The organism is aff. Roholtiella sp. LEGE 12411, from assembly GCF_015206995.1.
GTDB lineage: Bacteria > Cyanobacteriota > Cyanobacteriia > Cyanobacteriales > Nostocaceae > Komarekiella.
This window is the reverse complement of record NZ_JADEXR010000032.1, coordinates 22,571-39,698: the sequence shown is the minus strand read 5'-3', so window position 1 is coordinate 39,698 and position 17,128 is coordinate 22,571. Positions and strand designations below refer to the sequence as shown.

Annotated in this window: 17 protein-coding genes, 1 tRNA gene and 1 pseudogene; 12 read left to right on the top strand and 7 right to left on the bottom strand. The window is 42.4% G+C overall.

All coding sequences use genetic code 11. From position 1 onward, the window contains the following. Positions 1–53 precede the first annotated feature (53 nt). Entirely contained in the window at positions 54–800 is a 747-nt protein-coding gene (locus IQ246_RS10040; RefSeq protein WP_244141976.1) for a transposase, read from the bottom strand. A 489-nt stretch (positions 801–1,289) separates the two neighbouring features. On the opposite strand from IQ246_RS10040, the gene ftsH2 reads away from it, so the two are divergent. Then, a complete protein-coding gene (gene ftsH2 / locus IQ246_RS10035; RefSeq protein ID WP_194002531.1) occupies positions 1,290–3,176 on the top strand; it encodes an ATP-dependent zinc metalloprotease FtsH2 in 1,887 nt (628 codons plus the stop codon). 248 nt (positions 3,177–3,424) lie between these two features. Here the strand turns inward: ftsH2 and IQ246_RS10030 are convergent. After that, positions 3,425–3,497: transfer RNA gene (locus tag IQ246_RS10030), tRNA-Arg, on the bottom strand. A 356-nt stretch (positions 3,498–3,853) separates the two neighbouring features. On the opposite strand from IQ246_RS10030, the gene IQ246_RS10025 reads away from it, so the two are divergent. The 4 genes from IQ246_RS10025 to cutA all read left to right on the top strand — a co-directional run bounded on the left by IQ246_RS10025 (position 3,854) and on the right by cutA (position 6,855). Beyond that, positions 3,854–4,513: an Npun_F0813 family protein gene (locus IQ246_RS10025; protein WP_194002529.1), complete on the top strand. Its 660-nt coding sequence runs from the start codon at positions 3,854–3,856 to the stop codon at positions 4,511–4,513. Positions 4,514–4,654: 141 nt separating this feature from the next. After that, the gene (locus IQ246_RS10020; RefSeq protein ID WP_194002527.1) at positions 4,655–5,506 is read left to right on the top strand and encodes a hypothetical protein; all 852 of its coding nucleotides are present in this window, start codon (positions 4,655–4,657) and stop codon (positions 5,504–5,506) included. Positions 5,507–5,527: 21 nt separating this feature from the next. Further along, positions 5,528–6,523 carry a transposase gene (locus IQ246_RS10015; RefSeq protein ID WP_194002525.1) on the top strand — a complete coding sequence of 332 codons (996 nt, stop codon included), beginning with the start codon at positions 5,528–5,530 and terminating at the stop codon, positions 6,521–6,523. A 5-nt stretch (positions 6,524–6,528) separates the two neighbouring features. Further along, the gene (gene cutA, locus IQ246_RS10010) at positions 6,529–6,855 is read left to right on the top strand and encodes a divalent-cation tolerance protein CutA (protein WP_194002523.1); all 327 of its coding nucleotides are present in this window, start codon (positions 6,529–6,531) and stop codon (positions 6,853–6,855) included. An 86-nt stretch (positions 6,856–6,941) separates the two neighbouring features. Here cutA and IQ246_RS10005 read toward each other — a convergent pair. Then, positions 6,942–7,364: pseudogene (locus IQ246_RS10005) on the bottom strand (CHAT domain-containing protein); the annotation flags it as partial. 242 nt (positions 7,365–7,606) lie between these two features. Here IQ246_RS10005 and IQ246_RS10000 point away from each other — a divergent pair. From IQ246_RS10000 to IQ246_RS09985, 4 genes are all read left to right on the top strand, one after another. Continuing rightward, a complete protein-coding gene (locus IQ246_RS10000; protein WP_194002522.1) occupies positions 7,607–7,831 on the top strand; it encodes a type II toxin-antitoxin system HicB family antitoxin in 225 nt (74 codons plus the stop codon). Beyond that, positions 7,824–8,066 (top strand): type II toxin-antitoxin system HicA family toxin, encoded by a 243-nt coding sequence (locus IQ246_RS09995; protein WP_194002520.1) that lies wholly within the window; start codon positions 7,824–7,826, stop codon positions 8,064–8,066. The genes IQ246_RS10000 and IQ246_RS09995 overlap by 8 nt, the downstream gene beginning before the upstream one ends. 131 nt (positions 8,067–8,197) lie before the next feature. Then, on the top strand, positions 8,198–8,416 hold the full coding sequence (locus tag IQ246_RS09990) for a hypothetical protein (RefSeq protein WP_194002518.1): 219 nt from the start codon (positions 8,198–8,200) through the stop codon (positions 8,414–8,416). Then, positions 8,413–8,577 carry a type II toxin-antitoxin system RelE/ParE family toxin gene (locus tag IQ246_RS09985; RefSeq protein WP_194002516.1) on the top strand — a complete coding sequence of 55 codons (165 nt, stop codon included), beginning with the start codon at positions 8,413–8,415 and terminating at the stop codon, positions 8,575–8,577. The genes IQ246_RS09990 and IQ246_RS09985 overlap by 4 nt, the downstream gene beginning before the upstream one ends. A gap of 14 nt (positions 8,578–8,591) precedes the next feature. On the opposite strand, the gene IQ246_RS09980 is transcribed toward IQ246_RS09985, so the two are convergent. After that, the gene (locus IQ246_RS09980) at positions 8,592–9,533 is read right to left on the bottom strand and encodes an ADP-ribosylglycohydrolase family protein (protein ID WP_194002514.1); all 942 of its coding nucleotides are present in this window, start codon (positions 9,531–9,533) and stop codon (positions 8,592–8,594) included. Between the two features lie 990 nt (positions 9,534–10,523). Here IQ246_RS09980 and sir point away from each other — a divergent pair. Both sir and IQ246_RS09970 read left to right on the top strand, forming a co-directional pair. After that, positions 10,524–12,575, top strand: a complete 2,052-nt coding sequence (gene sir / locus IQ246_RS09975; RefSeq protein ID WP_194002512.1) for a sulfite reductase, ferredoxin dependent — start codon at positions 10,524–10,526, stop codon at positions 12,573–12,575. A 399-nt stretch (positions 12,576–12,974) separates the two neighbouring features. Continuing rightward, positions 12,975–13,703 carry a 16S rRNA (uracil(1498)-N(3))-methyltransferase gene (locus IQ246_RS09970; protein ID WP_194002510.1) on the top strand — a complete coding sequence of 243 codons (729 nt, stop codon included), beginning with the start codon at positions 12,975–12,977 and terminating at the stop codon, positions 13,701–13,703. A 199-nt stretch (positions 13,704–13,902) separates the two neighbouring features. Here IQ246_RS09970 and IQ246_RS09965 read toward each other — a convergent pair whose 3' ends face one another. After that, a complete protein-coding gene (locus IQ246_RS09965; protein WP_194002508.1) occupies positions 13,903–14,229 on the bottom strand; it encodes a helix-turn-helix domain-containing protein in 327 nt (108 codons plus the stop codon). Next, positions 14,226–14,366, bottom strand: a complete 141-nt coding sequence (locus tag IQ246_RS09960) for a type II toxin-antitoxin system RelE/ParE family toxin (protein ID WP_194002506.1) — start codon at positions 14,364–14,366, stop codon at positions 14,226–14,228. The genes IQ246_RS09965 and IQ246_RS09960 overlap by 4 nt, the downstream gene beginning before the upstream one ends. Before the next feature lie 117 nt (positions 14,367–14,483). On the opposite strand from IQ246_RS09960, the gene IQ246_RS09955 reads away from it, so the two are divergent. Beyond that, the gene (locus IQ246_RS09955; protein WP_194002554.1) at positions 14,484–15,569 is read left to right on the top strand and encodes a hypothetical protein; all 1,086 of its coding nucleotides are present in this window, start codon (positions 14,484–14,486) and stop codon (positions 15,567–15,569) included. 503 nt (positions 15,570–16,072) lie between these two features. Here IQ246_RS09955 and IQ246_RS09950 read toward each other — a convergent pair. Beyond that, positions 16,073–16,639 (bottom strand): hypothetical protein, encoded by a 567-nt coding sequence (locus IQ246_RS09950; RefSeq protein WP_194002504.1) that lies wholly within the window; start codon positions 16,637–16,639, stop codon positions 16,073–16,075. Between the last annotated feature and the right edge of the window lie 489 nt (positions 16,640–17,128).

The following is a 17,128-nucleotide window of genomic DNA, read 5'->3' as shown; positions in this document are numbered from 1 at the left end:
GAGAGTTGAACAATAAGATTCACTTATAGATAAGCCCTAAAAATCAACCAAAATCAGCCAAATGGTAAACAAACTTCCCAGGCTACCCCATAGTTGCGGTCTACTGTTTGACGTAAAAATTCAAGCATTTGTTTGAGGGTAAATAGATGAGAAAAAACTTGTCGTCTGCTTCTTTTTAAACGGCTAAGATAATGCCATACTAGATAAATCCAAATATTAATAATTAAAAACGCTAAAGCTACAAATAAAAGTCGAATGGTAGGATTTTTAATAGTAGTTTTAATTCGGCACTGGTTTTTCATGCGGTAGCTACTCTCAATCCCAAAACAGAGGCGGTAGTCATCATGTATTGAATGTAATGACAGCTTAACTTTATAAACAGCATAGATAAAAAACTCCCGACCATGCGCTCGTATTTTACCATTTTTATATGTACAAACTATCCACACATTAAAAGTGACTGAGCCATACTTATCGCTGTTTAAAGTATAACTGGTCTTGTAACTACGCCGACCTCTAATTAATTGTCTAGTACCGCCATGTTTGCCTCGAATAATTACTGGCATTTCAAAGGGGATGTCAAGAGCTTGCAACCATCTAATGACTGGAACACAGAAGAATTCTCGGTCTAAATACAATCGCTCTACTTTCAGATTTAAAGGTTCAATTAGTGCTAAAAGATAAGTGATAATTGCAACTAAAGTATTTTGTTGTTGAACAGCTTTAATAGCTAAAGTAACTCGTTTAGGGACTTCCAAAAAATAAATTATGTCATCATCAATAATTATTATTCTTATCAAAGATGCTGTCTTTTGTTTTTTTTGGAATATTTTATTCTTTGGAAGTCCCGTAAGAGAATGTATCTTTTATAACTTATCTCAGAATTTAAAATTCGCACGCTCCAAGCAACTCACTTCGCTTACCAAGAAGATCCGCAGACATTTTACTCCGTTGTGTTTGCCTCATGCGCTAGGCGATCGCCACCACAGTTACTGATATCGCTCACTTCTAGCTTTGACAAGCGATTTTAGTAGCATTAACTCATGGCGCTTTACATTTGAAATTTTCTGCTTGTTTATCCAAGCTGTATTAAAATTAAGTTAAATTTGATTAAGATTCTTGATGGCATAGTCGTAATGCCCCAGTGGCTCTATGGCAATGCATATAAGACATCAAATTAAACAAAATGGATTTATAAATATCCGTTTCACAGCTATATAGTGACAGAGTGATGCACCATTCGGTTGCTAAAGCTGATGAGTTGTATAGGCATCTAGAGGCAAATTAAAATGAAATTCTCTTGGAGAGTCCTAGTACTCTGGACATTGCCGGCTCTGGTGATTGGCTTTTTCTTCTGGCAAGGAGCATTTGCTGGCGCTCCTACGGACATGAGTAAAAATGCAGCCAATACCCGCATGACTTATGGTCGCTTTCTAGAATACTTAGACGCCGATCGCGTTACCAATGTGGATCTGTACGAAGGCGGTAGGACAGCAATTGTCGAAGCCGCTGATCAAGATATCGAAAATCGTACACAAAGGTGGCGGGTAGATCTGCCTGTTAACGCTCCTGAGTTAATTAGCAAGCTCAAACAAAAAGGTATCAATTTTGATGCTCACCCCATGCGGAACGATGGCGCAATCTGGGGACTATTGGGTAATCTGATTTTTCCAATTTTATTGATTACTGGATTGTTCTTTTTGTTCCGGCGCTCTAGCAACCTTCCTGGCGGGCCAGGTCAAGCAATGAACTTCGGTAAATCTCGTGCTCGCTTCCAAATGGAGGCAAAAACTGGCGTCAAATTTGACGACGTAGCAGGTATTGAAGAAGCTAAAGAAGAACTGCAAGAAGTCGTTACCTTTCTGAAGCAGCCAGAAAGATTTACCGCAGTAGGCGCGCGCATTCCCAAAGGAGTACTACTAGTAGGGCCTCCAGGAACTGGTAAGACCCTGCTTGCAAAAGCGATCGCCGGGGAAGCAGGCGTACCGTTCTTCAGCATCTCCGGTTCGGAATTCGTGGAAATGTTTGTTGGTGTGGGTGCATCCCGTGTACGCGACCTCTTCAAGAAAGCTAAAGACAACGCTCCCTGTATTATCTTTATTGATGAAATCGACGCCGTTGGACGCCAACGGGGTGCTGGTATTGGTGGTGGTAACGACGAGAGAGAACAAACTCTTAACCAGTTGCTGACCGAAATGGATGGGTTTGAAGGGAACACAGGCATCATTATTATTGCTGCCACCAACCGTCCTGACGTATTAGACTCAGCATTGTTGCGTCCGGGACGCTTTGACCGTCAAGTGACAGTTGATGCACCCGACATTAAAGGGCGCTTGGAAATTCTGCAAGTCCACGCACGCAACAAGAAACTAGACCCAAGCGTTTCCTTAGATGCGATCGCTCGCCGCACTCCCGGATTTACTGGCGCTGACTTAGCCAACCTACTCAACGAGGCTGCCATTCTCACCGCCAGAAGACGTAAAGAAGCAATCACCCTCCGCGAAATTGATGATGCTGTGGATCGGGTAGTCGCAGGGATGGAAGGTACTCCCTTGGTAGACAGCAAGAGCAAGCGCTTAATTGCATACCATGAAATTGGACACGCTTTAGTTGGAACTTTGTTAAAAGACCACGACCCTGTACAGAAAGTTACTCTCATTCCACGGGGACAAGCGCAAGGTTTGACTTGGTTTACTCCCAACGAAGAACAAGGATTAATTTCCCGTTCCCAACTCAAAGCCAGGATTACAGGCGCTTTGGGTGGTCGCGCCGCCGAAGAGGTAATTTTTGGCCCTGCGGAAGTGACAACTGGTGCAGGTGGAGACTTACAGCAATTGTCGGGAATGGCACGGCAGATGGTAACACGTTTTGGGATGTCCGATTTAGGGCCGCTATCACTGGAAAGCCAACAGGGTGAAGTTTTCTTGGGTCGTGACTGGACAACTCGCTCTGAATATTCTGAATCTATTGCCTCTCGCATTGATGGCCAAGTTCGGGCGATCGTCGAAGATTGTTACCAAATAGCTAAGAAGATTGTGCGTGACCATCGCACTGTCACTGATCGCCTAGTGGATTTGCTCATCGAAAAAGAAACTATTGACGGCGAAGAATTCCGCCAGATAGTAGCTGAGTATACCGACGTACCAGATAAGCAACAGTACGTACCGCAACTGTAATAGAGGAGTCCGGTTTGATATTTGAAAAAATTCAGTAGACTTGAGGCTTAAGCGTAAGGTGGGCAATGTCCACCCTACGTATATTTCAAAAATCAAATACTAGTCCTATACCTGTTCTTAAGTAATAAAAATGGGTACGGTAGCTAAACCGTACCCATTTTCTCCATTCTCATAATGATTATCATTATGAAATATCTGCTATCTCTTGTTTTTTTGAATAATTTATTCTTTGGAAGTTCCTTATAAAACGAGCGCGGCAGGGTTCGAACCTGCGACCAACGGATTAGAAATCCGTGGCTCTATCCACTGAGCTACGCGCCCAAGTTAAATTACTGGCTCCCAAAGGAGTCATCAATTTAATTATATCGTTCTCCCTTACCAACAAGCAATCGAAAATTGCAGATTTACCACTAGCAAGGCTAAGATCCAAGTCGCTAGTCAGTCAATGTACACTAAAAACGAAGTATATGGGGTATTGGTCAGATATATTGTGTTGTCAAGGAGTTATTTGCCTGTCAGTCTCAATGCCCTTTGGGCAGCTTCCCTGGAGAAGCATACCGCGATCGCTAAGCTTATTCCATCAGCATGTTAAGTAATTTTACTCTTGCTGATGCTGCCAAATGCAATTATTTATCCGATATTAAAAATGCCCCTGTGAGGAGTTATTTGCTAGTGCCATGTTTATTCTCAAACGGCAGGATGTTGAAATATCAAGTATTCAGCACCCAAAACGGGATCAGCAAGTGCCGATCCTCCATTATCAGGGGCAGACCTTTCGCTTGATTAGTGTCTTCAAAGCTAGTCAAGAGGAAGAAGCTAGAGCCTTGTGGAGAGAATTAACCGATAATCGGGGTAAAGCCTGTGTCTTGCTCGAAGAACCGGAGCGCTTTAGCGTTTGGGGTAAAATCCGGTTAGATCAGCTAGGTAGTGACACAGGTGGTCATGGCAAGACGGAGATTTTAATCCAAGCCAGTATTTTGCTACTGCAAGCAGTTTATATCGACATTGAAGAGTTTTTAGGGACTCGGCAAGCAGCATTATTTGAAAAAGATATTGCAGAAGTATTACAGCAGAAGCAATTTCCTCAAGCATCTTCCCTAGAAGCAGTTAAACACTTGATGTCTACGAATCCTTTGCAAACAGCCAAACTGCCCACTTGGCAAGAAAATCATCTAGTTAGCCTTTTGCAAGAACTGCATCGATTAGGAAAAGCATATTTTGGCAACGCCAATTTTGCCCATCAGGCGCTTTATAGGTTAGAAGATATGCCAGAGGCAGAGCGATCGCTGTTTACCAGTTGGCTAAATCAATCGCCAATAAGTAAATTGTGGCAGTAGCATGGAAAATGTTTCATAAATTTACTGCCACTGGCACTTCCCTTTGGCATCGAATTGTGCATAGATTGGCAGATAAACTGCTAGCCACACAGTTCTGTAAGCCGAAATACTGCCAGAGTGCATTTACATAATCAAGCCTATATGCATAGCTCTTACGACAATTCATTGCGATCTAAATCCATTTTCACCACGGGGAATATTGTCATAGCTAGTATGGGTTGGGCCGTACTGGCACTGTTATACTTTTTGTTGTTTAGCGCTAAAATTCCCGCAGCAGATGGCATGGAAAGTCGTGCCGAGTGGTATGTGGTTGGGACAAATATTTTTGAAGCCTTCGCTTATCTGGGTGCCTGTATCTTATGCTTGAGGAACTGGCTTAGTCCGCAAATTGTCAGTGGTCGGAATGTGTGGCTCTCAATTGGCTTAGGTATGCTTTCTTATTTTATAGGGGGGATAATTTTTGGTTACACCGAAATAGTTTTAAAAGAAGAACCGGATGTGTCTTTAGGCGATATATTTTTTGTACTGACTTATCTGTTTCTGGGTGCAGGCATGATTTTAGCTGTGGCTTCCAGACGAATCAATCTGGAGAGATGGCAATGGCTAATTGTGTTGGCAATTGCAGTGTTCGGTAGTTTGTTGGCATGGTGGATTTCTATGCAACAGGCAACTTCCTCAGAGCTGCTAGTAGCTATTTTGAATTGGTTTTATGTAGTTAGCGATGTAGTTCTGTTAATTATTGCCACCACTCTACTGCTAGCCTTTTGGGGAGGAAGAGTTTCCCAGTCTTGGCGAATGATTGCAGCGGCAGCATTTTCGCTCTACATTGCAGATATGTGGTTTAAATATGCCCAGGGGCCCAATTATCAAAGTGGGGAGATATTAGAAGTGTTTTGGGTGTTTAGTGGAGTTTTATTTGGTATGGGAGCTGTTCTAGAATATGACGCATCATTAAGGCGATCGCGACGTACCAGCGGACGAAAACGAGCTTAGCAAAGATTTTTGGTGTCTACCGTGAGAAAATTAACAGATTCTGACAAGCAAGAAATTCTTAAGTTATATCGAGAGACTGCCGAAACAACCTCAACTTTGGCAGACCGCTATGGAGTCAGTAACTCGACAATTAGCCGCCTGCTTAAAAGTACCTTGCAGGAAGAGGAGTACGAATATCTCGTTTCTTTAAAACGTGCTGCTAGAACTCCAGAAGGCAGAGCACAGGTAAACTACGAGCAGTTGCCTTTGTTGATTCAGCCAGAGCCAGAGAAAGAACTTCCCACCAACGGAAGCCCTCGCTTAAAGTTGCCGGATATTGAACCACAGCCGCCTGTGGTCAAGGGGGAACCTTACTCAGAGGACTCTACCGAGGCAGAGTCAATTGCTAGTAGACGAGTGCGGCGACGCTCCTCAGCGGAAGAAAAACCACGGCTAAGAGTAGCAGAGAAATTAGAACCTGTAGAACCGAAGCTGCCGGAAATAGCAAGCATCCCTAGCCCTATCCTAGAGCAGGAGCATCCAGAAGCAACCGTCATCGCTCAAATGTTAGGCGAAGACTTGCTAGATGAATCAGAGGAGCTAGACGATTTAGAAGAGGACGATTTAGAAGAGGACGATTTCGAGGAGGAAGATTACGAAGATGAAGACTTCGACGAGCCAAGACCTTTAGTCGCAAGACGAAGACCAGGTGAAGCACCAGTTGAAGTTTTACCACTATCGGCAGCTCATTTGCCCAAAACTTGCTATCTGGTGATAGACCGTTCTTCAGAGTTAATTACGCGACCACTCAAGGACTTTGGCGACTTGGGACAAATTCCCAACCTCGAAAACCAGCAAAAGACTTTGCCTGTGTTTGATAATCATCGAGTGGCAAAGCGCTTCTCTACCAAGCGCGATCGCGTAATTAAAGTTCCCGATAGTAAAATGTTGCACAAGGCTCGGACTCATCTGCAAGCCAAGGGCATCACACGACTGTTGATTGATGGTCAGGTCTATTCCTTGTCTACCACGCTTTAGAGGTTATGGAGACACCTGCTAGCTATGGTGTGGTATTGGTGACAGTTGGCAACCTACAGGAGGCGGAAGCAATTGCAAACGCCCTTGTAAAAGCTAAACTTGCTGCTTGCGTAAGTCTGTTACCAATTCACTCAATTTACACTTGGCAAGGACAACTGAACAAAGAGCAAGAATGGCAATTACTGATTAAAACTGATTTGGCGCAATTCCCTGTTTTGGAAGCCAAAATTAGGGAAATGCACTCTTATGAAGTGTCAGAAATTATTGCCTTACCAATTGTTGCCGGTTCTCAAGCTTACTTACAGTGGATTTCTCAGCAAGTTAAAAGCTAGGAGTGAGGAGTCAGGATTTTCATAACTCCTCACTCTTTACTGTCTAAATACCCGTTACAAAACTTAATTACGAATTACGAATTAGTTCACCGCCACTCACCCAGCAAGGTAAAAGCCGACCAAGAATAGGGGTTGCGCCACTTTTCTTGTTCTCACATTTTTAGTTGTGCGGCTCTGAGGGCAGCAGCCGGAGTTTTCCCTTGATGCAATATTTGGCTGTAAAATTGGCTCATTAATAACGATGTCGCCTCATCATCAACGTTCCATAAAGAGACTACCACCCGCGCGGCATGTGCATACATTAATCCTCTTGTCAACCCCACTAGCCCTTCTCCTTTAACTTCTTTACCTAGCCCGGTTTCGCAGGCACTCAGCACCACCAACTCTGCCGGGAAGTTGAGTTTAAAGATATCTGTGAGTCGTAAAAAGCCTCTTTGGGACTTACCTTGTTTATCTATCAGGGAAAGGACAATTCCTGATAACTCTGGGTCAGTGCTGTCTAGGAAGCCTTCCTAACGAGAGACTCATATCTTGCACCAGATGATTAGAAATCGCGGCCATACAAACAAAGTCCGCCTATCGCGCTTGCGCTGCGCGAAGCGCACCACGCGGACTAATACAAAATCAAAGTTTTCAACCCGCGCAAGCGGGTTTTGCCTGTGTAGCCGCGACTTCCAGTCGCCTGGTGCAAGATATCAGGAGAGGGATGAGAAGTGATAATAGTTATTGAACGAGTAAAGGTAACTTTGATATGTCGTATAAAGTTAGCATTGTTATCGAAAAAGATGAATATGGATATTATGCTTATTGTCCTGAACTTCCTGGTTGTCAATCTCAAGGTGATTCCCTAGAAGAAGTACAGGCAAATATTAAAGAAGCAGTTGAGCTTTATATAGAAACCTTGTCAAATTCAGAAAAACAGGCGCTTAATAACAAGGAGATATTCACAATAACCTTGGAGGTAAAAGTTGCCTAAGCTGCCACGTTTGACTGCAACAGAAGCTGAAAAACTTTTATTAGATGTAGGCTTTATTCAAATTAGAAGTAAAGGAAGTCACAGGATTTATTTTCGAGAAAAAGTGAGAGTAGTGATTCCTTTTCATTCAGGAAAAATATTGCACCCAAAAATAGTTAAACAGGTTTTACAAGCCATTGACATTTCTGAGAATGAAGCGACAGCAGAAGAAGTAATACCTGAGACTGATGAATAAAAATACCATCCTGCCAAACGGGGTTTTTATCTCCTCCACCAAAAGACAGGGAGACACAATAAGAAGCAACTCTGTGTCTATGTCTCTGCTAAATGCCACAATAAGATAAACAGTTATTATTTATCGATCCTATGCAAGTCAAAGATTTGACTATAGAAGAACTCAAGCTACTTATTCAGGAAACTGTTACTGAAACCATTCAATCTCTGCTGATTGACCCCGACGAAGGCAAACAAGTAAAGCCAGAGGTGAAGCAGCAACTACTAGACTCCTTACGGCGCACTCAAGCGGGAAAAAGTGGAGTTCCGGCTGAAGAAGTAGCAAAAAAACTGGGTTTGCAGTGGGAATGAGTTATTGTGTTGAATTCACGAAAGAAGCTACTACCGATTTAGAAGCACTCACCTCAACTATCCAAGAACGCATCATAGCTAAAGTATCAACAATCCCTGTATACCTTGGAACCGCTGTTGTCCTAGCAGCAAATAAAATAACCATTTATACAATTAAGTAACGTGAGGAACAATACTAGCTGTAGACAGCCCTTGTAAAACGCTCTGCTAAGTAGATAATGTCCTGTTTACGAGCAATTTGATTAATCCATTGTTGGGGAATATTTTCCATACCGTAGTAAATTCCTGCTAACCCACCAGTTACAGCAGCTGTAGTATCAGCATCTCCGCCCAAGTTAACAGCTTTCAGTACCGCTTCAGAGTAGGATGAGCTATTTAACAAACACCACAGCGATGACTCCAGGGTGTCAACCACATAGCCGCCTGAATTAATCTCTTCTACTGGTAACTTAGCAATCTCACCACTGAAGACTCTACCAAAATGCGGCTTTTCTAACAAAAATTCCCGCACAGAATAAATTGTTTGGATATCTTGTAATGCTTGTAAGTAAGCTGTTTGCGGGTTAGCCCCTTCTAAGAGTGCCACAGCAATACTAATATAAATGCCGCAGGCCATTTGCGATCGCGCATGAGCATGAGTAATCGCAGAAACATCATGCACCCGCGCCAATAATTCGCCCAAAGTTAAGTTTCTGTGACAATAAGCCATCGGCAAAATTCTCATTAAAGAACCATTGCCATTACTATTTTCAACCTTGCCACCTGCCTGATGGGGTTGAACTCCCTGTTTCAAGCGCATAATTGCAGTATGGGTAGTTTGTCCAATATCAAATACGTCGCCACGGGGAGTCCAGTAAGCTTCCTTGTACCAGCGCCAAAAGGAATTAGCTATGGCATCCAACGAATACCCTCTACAAAGACATTCTGCTAAGCAAAACGTCAGCGAACTATCATCAGACCAAGTTCCTGGTGGTTGATTCCATGTGCCATAACCCAACATGCACGTTACTGGAGATTTGACTCGTTCAGTGCGGCTAGTAAACTCCACTGGCACACCCAACGCATCACCGACACATAAACCCATCAAACCAGACAACGTTTTTGCAGCGGTTAGCATTATTCAATCTCCATGAGAATTACTAAAACTTAACTTAATAGATTCCCTCTATGGCTTATTGCAATAGATGTTACAGCCTATTGTTTAATTTTATGTGAAAAATTTGGCTCAAAAGTATTAATTAGAGATTTTATTTACCATATACTGACTAATTTTTATTTGCAGCTTTTGTGCCAGTTTCAAAAGCGCCCACTAATTGCTAAAGAAGTTAATTGAAAAGCCTTGAAATGTAATTCTAACAGCTTATTCGCAGAATAAAAAAATAATTTAACTGCATTTTTGTGTGTTATTAGTAATAATTATCTAACCAAAATTAGAGATTATTTAGAACATATCTATCTAGATTTTTACCTAGAATATACAAGTAAAAAGTATAAATTTTGGTCAAGCTTATGAAACTTTTTATAAACTCTTTTCTGACAATTGCTGCATTGTCTTCATTAAGAATTGCTCCTATTCTTCTATCAGATAGTAAAGCTTCTGCTCAAATAAAAAAGGGTACTGGTGTTGCTAAGCTATTACGCAAATAAACTTGCATATTATGAGCGTTTAGACTGTCAAAAGTCACGCATTCCAGAGTCCAGAATTACTATTGAACGCCAGTTCACTCAACGGGGGGAACCCCCGCACGTGACTGGCTCCTCTTGACTCTGGACAACCCTCATGAGTCAATATGCAAGCTTTCAGGTGTTTTAGCTTAACAGCGGAAGCATCAATGGTGGTATTGGCTATCGCTTCCAATAAAAAAAATTACTGAGTCCTAAGTCAATCTATACTTTACTTAGGACTCGGCACTCAAAATGCACAGCTACAACAAGCATGTTTTGTTAAGTGTTGCTTCACTCACAAAGCCAGCTTTCAGCGTGGTAAAATTAAAATATTCCCCATTATTCCGGCCGGATTACCGGGGATACAGCTGCAATAATGCTCATATTTTGCAGCTTTGCCGTTCACTGATGTCTTATTGAGAATACTATAACAACTTTACTAATGGTTAAATCTGCTCCCCCCATAGTCAACCGTAAGCCTTCCAAAGTAGAAGGCATCAAAGAAAAAAGTAACTTTCTGCGTGAACCTGTAGCAACCGAAATACTTCAGGACACAACCCACTTCACCGAAGATGCAGTACAGCTCCTGAAGTTTCACGGTTCTTACCAGCAGGATAACCGTGACAATCGCGCTAAAGGTCAGGAGAAAGATTATCAATTTATGCTGCGGACAAAAAATCCAGGTGGCTTAGTACCGCCGCAGCTGTATCTGGCTTTAGACAAGCTGGCTGATGAATATGGTAATCACACATTGCGAGCAACCACCCGTCAAGGGTTTCAAATGCACGGGATTTTAAAGAAGAATCTCAAAACAGCAATTGCCACCATCGTCAAAAATTTGGGTTCGACTTTGGGAGCTTGTGGCGACATCAACCGCAATGTAATGGCACCACCAGTACCCTATAAGAATCGCCCAGAATACCAGTATGCTTGGGAGTATGCTCAGAATATTGCTGACTTACTGTCAGCACAAACGGGCGCTTATTACGAAATTTGGTTAGATGGAGAAAAGGCAATTAGTGCTGCTCGCGCAGCGTCTCAAAGAGAAGAAGATCCAGAGGTGAAAGCAGCCCGACAGCGCAATGGCAATGGCACAATTGTTCATGGCACTGAAGAACCGATTTATGGCACGCACTACATGCCGCGTAAGTTCAAAATTTGCGTGACAGTGCCAGGAGATAATTCGGTTGATTTGTATTCCCAAGATCTTACTTTGGTAGTAATTACCAATAAGCAGGGAAAATTAGAGGGATTTAATATCTTTGCTGGTGGCGGCTTAGGTAGGACACACAATAAAGAAGAAACATTTGCTAGGCTAGCAGATGCAATTGGCTATGTGGCCAAAGATGATGTTTATGATGTCGTGAAAGCGATTGTTGCCACCCAGAGAGATTATGGCGATCGCACTGACCGCCGTCATGCCAGATTAAAATATCTAATTAACGATTGGGGTGTGGATAAATTCCGCGCTCAAGTTGAGGAATACTTTGGCAAACCAGTGGAACCCTTCAAACCACTGCCAGAGTTTAAATATCAAGACTTCCTCGGCTGGGATGAACAAGGCGATGGCAAGTTATTCTTAGGAATTTCCATTGATAATGGCCGGATTAAAGATGAAGGTTCATTTCAACTGAAAACTGCCCTACGAGAAATTGTCGAGCAATTTAACTTGCCCATTCGCCTAACGCCTAACCATAACTTGATTTTTTACGACATCGAACTAGAGAATAAGCAAGCTATTCAAGACATTCTCAATAATCATGGCGTCGTCTCTGAACCAGAAAAAATCGAGCCTTTAGTGCGTTATGCAATGGCTTGCCCGGCTTTGCCCACTTGCGGCTTAGCAATCACCGAATCAGAACGGGCAATACCAGGCATTTTGGAGCGAATTCGCAACCTACTGGATAAATTAGGTTTACAAAATGAATATTTTGTGGTAAGAATGACAGGCTGCCCCAACGGTTGCGCTCGTCCCTACTTAGCAGAACTCGGCTTTGTCGGTAGTGCTCCAGAATCTTACCAATTATGGTTAGGGGGTTCGCCAGATCAAACCAGACTGGCACTACCTTACATGGAACGCCTGCACCATAACGACTTAGAAACCCAGTTAGAACCCATTTTTACCTACTTCAAACACTCACGGAAATCTGGGGAAAGCTTCGGTGATTTTTGCGATCGCATTGGTTTTGATGCCATCCGTGAATTTGCTGCTAATTACGAATCTCAAACTGTTGCAACGGCAGAGACTACAGACGATGCTGATGGTTTGATGGAGACAATGGCAGACTCTACTATTGCAGAAATCACAGAAGAGAGTGGGTATCAGGAAGTAGCGATCGCTAATACTACCATTGCTACCGGGAAAGCGCGGCGTCGCGTCAGCCTGCAAGATGACATTTACATCAAGGTGAAGGAAACCGCAACTCGCCAAGGTAAGCCCATGACTCAGCTAGTTAATGAGGCGGTAGAGATTTACTTAAAAAATCTGTTGTAAATCGAAAATTCACCTGAGAATTCCCCTTTTTCCAAGCAGAATATCCCTCAGACTGAAACAATTTATCGTGATGTTCTCTCCCGTTCTAGTCGCAGACTTAACGGGAGCTTCTAATTTAGATATTTTACTATCCCAGAGATAACGGAATTAGTGTTACTCGTGTTGCGAGTGGTTAGCGAGATTTAGAATCTTTGTTTATAGATGAGGAAGAAAATTTGTAGCCACTTAATGGGTGAATAGTTGCTACTTTTTGGTTCACAGGTTGAGCTGAAGAACAAGACATTCTACTTAGATGAGGACTAATTTTCATCAAATTTTGCAGCATTTTAGAAAAGTCGTTGACGATCGCAAGCTGTTCAAAAACTAGATCCACCTCCAGAAAGCAGGGCGAAAAATTTCATGACTCAATTCCAAAGAATTGCGATCGCCCCCTCTCAATTCCAACAAGGGCAAATTTTACTTACCAAACAGCAGCAACATTACTTAGGACGTGTGTTGCGTTTGCGTGAGGGCGATCGCTTTATTGCAATGGATGGTAAGGGAAAATGGTGGTTGTCACAGCTAGAAGGAGAACAGGCACAGGTTTTAGAACCACTTACAGTAGAAACCGAATTACCTGTATTAATTACTCTCATAGTAGCGTTGCCCAAAGGCAATGGATTCGATGAAGTAGTGCGGTGTTGTACGGAGTTGGGAGTAGCCTGTATTGCTCCTGTGCTGAGCGATCGCACCTTACTTCATCCCAGTCCCCAAAAGCTCGAACGCTGGCGACGCATCGCCACCGAAGCTGCTGAGCAATCAGAGCGCTCTTTTGTGCCGACAATTTTAGAAGCTGTTGCTTTTAATACTGGTTTATCATCAATCAACAGTGATTTGTCATTGACAAATAGCCAGAAATATATCTGTGTAGCTCGTGGCGACTCTCCCCATTTAAAAGATTGCTTACAGGACAAAGAAAAAGGCCCAATTATTGTTGCAACTGGCCCCGAAGGCGGATGGACAGTAAAAGAAATTGAGAGTGCGATCGCATCTGGATTCCAACCTGTTTCTCTAGGTCGCCGCATCCTCCGAGCAGTTACAGCCCCAGTAGTAGCTTTATCCTTGATTACCGCAGCTTGCGAAGTATAAATGATTTATATCTCACGCAAAGTCATCTTTGGGCGAGACATCACTCAAATGTGCATTAGTAGCCTGTCTTGAAAAGTGACGCTCCTGCGTCGCTAACAGATCGGCAAAAGCCGCTTCTCTACGAGACGCTGCGCGAATGCATCTATGATTTTCCGTTACCTGCGCGTAAGTCTTGTAGCGATTGCCCTTCCATCCTGCCTTATAGCGATATCACAGTTTCAGCAGATTGCCCTGGCGCGTGACGAGGGCGAAGATGTAAGGTAATTTCCGTATCGAGTCGCTTGAGGAAAATGAGCAGTTTACCCTCGCTGAACCGTTGAAACTCTCCTTTCATCAAATGAGATACTTCTGGTTGGGGAATGCCAAGAAGTTCACTGATTTCACGCTGTTTTAGCTGGCGTTGTTTCAAAAGGCGTAGTACCTGAATCCCTATCTTTCCCCTAGTAAAAAGTTCATCTGCATTAGATAAACCGAGGTCAACGAATACGTTGCCACTGCTTTCTTCAAAAACGGGTTCTTGTGTCATTCTTGTTTCTCCCTTGCCACTGCGTCCTTATAGCGTTGTTTAATCAGGTCAACATCAGCCTGTGGAGTTTTAATTCCCTGCTTTGATTTCTTTTGAAAAGCGTGCAGGACATAGAAACGACCAATTTTCGTTGACATAACAGACGTTGCAATGCAACGTCTGTTATGTATTTCAAATACCCCTTACTTTTTATGCGCGGTTAGTATACTGTTATTAGTATATTATTTGCTTAATAATTGAGGAGCCAAGCTTTTATGGTAATTCTTCAGGGTACTTCTGGTGATGACATTCTAGTTGGCAGTTCAGAAAACGACTTTATATTTGGTAGCGCAGGTAATGATATTCTGATTGGAGGTAGTGGTAGTGATCGGGTTGATTATAGTAGCTTAACAACAGCAATAACTCTGGAAGCCGTTGGTGTTGTTAATAAAGGTGGCGTAGGAACTGATCGCATTATTAATGTTGAAGAAATCGTCGGCTCTTTTGGACAGGCTAATACAATTAGTGGCTTAGCAGCAAATAACGGCATTACTTCTTTCAAGATTGACTTATCCAACAATCGTCTGATCGTACGTGATATCCCTAACTTAGGTAATCTTAACTTCCGAGTTGAAAATTTCGTTAATGTCATAGGAACGGGCCAAAACGACTCCATTATTGCCAATCAAAGTAATAACACTTTGATTGGTAGGACAGGTAATGACGCATTTAAAGGTAACGGTGGTAACGATTTTATCGATGGCGGTGCTGGTAGAGATGTGGCGGTTTTTAATAGCAATATCGAGAGCTATAGTATTACAGGTACTCGCACTATTGCTAATGTGACTGGATTCGATGGAGTTGATACGCTGACAGGGGTTGAAATACTAGTATTTGATGGGGGTCGCATTACACTGACTAAACCCAATCCATCCTTTAGCACAAGAGCCGATTTACTAACTGGTCTTGTTGATGAAGAGTTTTACTTGACCCAAAACCCTGATGTAGCACAAGCTGTAGCACAGGGGGGATTTGCCTCTGGAGCACAGCACTTTGCATCATTTGGTCAGTTTGAGAGACGTGATCCAAACGCTTTGTTTGATACGAGCTTATATCTCAACAATAATCTTGACGTCAAACAGGCGGTAGATCAAGGCTTAACGACTGCCGCACAACATTACTTTACCTTTGGTGGATTTGAAGGACGTGATCCATCTGCATTTTTTGATAGCTCACGTTATCTGGAAATTAACCCAGATGTAGCTGCTGCTAGAGTTAATCCATTATCTCATTTCCTGAGCTTTGGTGTTAATGAAGGGCGAGTTGCTTTTACTGCTGGTGAAGTAAATGTATTTGCATAGGGTTTAGTTAAGAATCGAACTTACGCACTGTACAAATGCATCCCAAAATAGGTTGTTTCAGGCTTTTCTTAATTATCCTGTGCTCGTAAATAGACTATGCTGTGCCCTTACGAAAGATATGGTTTTTCCAGTTGATTCATATTTGGTATTTTTTGTCAATGTGTAAGTCCTAATTTGGTCAGATTTCACACCCTTTGCAGACAAAGTAACAAACAGAAAAGCTGGGTAACATTCAATCTGACATTCACCTGCTTCGTAGGGAACAGACTAATTGAAACCCAGCTTTTCATTTATATAGTGGACTGGTATTTGTTAAAGATGTGATGATGGGTAATTAGTTATGACGTTTTCCTTAATTACCAAAAACGAGGAGTTTTAGCCTAACGTGCCATTTCGAGGTAAGCACTTAATATTCGCCCCTGGACGGCGAAGATTGTTAGAGCTAGTAACCGCAAGAGCGAGATATTTGAGCACAAAGGTAGTTTTATCTGGCTACTCTTTGATTACTTTTGCTGAGGAGTCTTAATCTGACGAGCCATTTCGAGATAAGCACTCATATTTGCCCCTGGACGGCGACGACCGTTAGAGTTAGTGGTCGAAGGAGCAAGATATTTGGGTGCAAAGGTGGTTTCAGTTGGCTGCTCTTTGAGTACTTTGACTGCTGCGGCTTTTGCATTTTTGCCAGGTTCAATTTTAAGACCCTCGGCTGTCTGGACTAACTCAACATCAGCTGGTTTTGCCTTTTTAGCTGATTTTGTCTCTTTAGCTGCTTTTGCGTTAGTCTTAGCGGCAGCGGTTTTTGTTCCGTTTAATGAATCTGGCTTGGATGAAACTTGTGTATCTGATGCAACTATTTCCGTAGCTTTCTTCGCATTCGATGCAACCGTTTCCGTAGCTTTCTTCGCACTCGATGCTACATCTTTAACTGCCTCTTTAGCAGCATCCAGCGGCTTGGCATCCTTAGATTCGTCTAATTCTAAGTAGTAACCGTTGCCTTTTTTCTTTCCAGGTAATAGCCCAGTCACGAAACCCAGAATACTGGTGATTAATTTTTTGATAAAACCGATCATTACAATTGCTCCTGCCTCTTAACTATCTGGAGTTTGACCGCAATTATTAAAAATTACGGCTTAATGTTACATTTTTTTACGCCACTTTATTTTGGTGACAACCCTTAACCTAAGGTTTGTGCTTAATTAACATTGTAGTAACACTACAGGGCAAATGTTCTCAACTCTTTCTTGCAACTACTTGCAACCTGTATACACCGAGAACTAATTATGAAATTTTACTGTAACTAAGAGCAAGATTCTAAAAGTAGACTTAACAAAAATTAACATTTCGTTATTTAGTAGACAGTTAATTTTAGTGGATTAATGGTTTGTAGGACTTACGCACTGTACAAATGCATCGTGATGTGAATTAACTAAAATAGGTTGTTTCAGGCTTTTCTTATTTATCCTGCGATGGTCAATAGACGATGCTGTGCCCTTACGAAAGATCTGGTTTTTCCGCTTGAATCATACTTGGTATTTCTTGTCAATGCGTAAGTTCTAGTT

Bases quoted from the DNA above. Each gene is read 5' to 3' on its own strand.
- ftsH2 (WP_194002531.1), top strand. From the start codon at position 1,290: ATGAAATTCTCTTGGAGAGTCCTAGTACTCTGGACATTGCCGGCTCTG.
- IQ246_RS10025 (WP_194002529.1), top strand. From the start codon at position 3,854: ATGTTTATTCTCAAACGGCAGGATGTTGAAATATCAAGTATTCAGCAC.
- IQ246_RS10020 (WP_194002527.1), top strand. From the start codon at position 4,655: ATGCATAGCTCTTACGACAATTCATTGCGATCTAAATCCATTTTCACC.
- cutA (WP_194002523.1), top strand. From the start codon at position 6,529: ATGGAGACACCTGCTAGCTATGGTGTGGTATTGGTGACAGTTGGCAAC.
- IQ246_RS10000 (WP_194002522.1), top strand. From the start codon at position 7,607: ATGTCGTATAAAGTTAGCATTGTTATCGAAAAAGATGAATATGGATAT.
- IQ246_RS09990 (WP_194002518.1), top strand. From the start codon at position 8,198: ATGCAAGTCAAAGATTTGACTATAGAAGAACTCAAGCTACTTATTCAG.
- IQ246_RS09985 (WP_194002516.1), top strand. From the start codon at position 8,413: ATGAGTTATTGTGTTGAATTCACGAAAGAAGCTACTACCGATTTAGAA.
- IQ246_RS09980 (WP_194002514.1), bottom strand. From the start codon at position 9,533: ATGCTAACCGCTGCAAAAACGTTGTCTGGTTTGATGGGTTTATGTGTC.
- sir (WP_194002512.1), top strand. From the start codon at position 10,524: ATGGTTAAATCTGCTCCCCCCATAGTCAACCGTAAGCCTTCCAAAGTA.
- IQ246_RS09970 (WP_194002510.1), top strand. From the start codon at position 12,975: ATGACTCAATTCCAAAGAATTGCGATCGCCCCCTCTCAATTCCAACAA.
- IQ246_RS09965 (WP_194002508.1), bottom strand. From the start codon at position 14,229: ATGACACAAGAACCCGTTTTTGAAGAAAGCAGTGGCAACGTATTCGTT.
- IQ246_RS09960 (WP_194002506.1), bottom strand. From the start codon at position 14,366: ATGTCAACGAAAATTGGTCGTTTCTATGTCCTGCACGCTTTTCAAAAG.
- IQ246_RS09955 (WP_194002554.1), top strand. From the start codon at position 14,484: ATGGTAATTCTTCAGGGTACTTCTGGTGATGACATTCTAGTTGGCAGT.
- IQ246_RS09950 (WP_194002504.1), bottom strand. From the start codon at position 16,639: ATGATCGGTTTTATCAAAAAATTAATCACCAGTATTCTGGGTTTCGTG.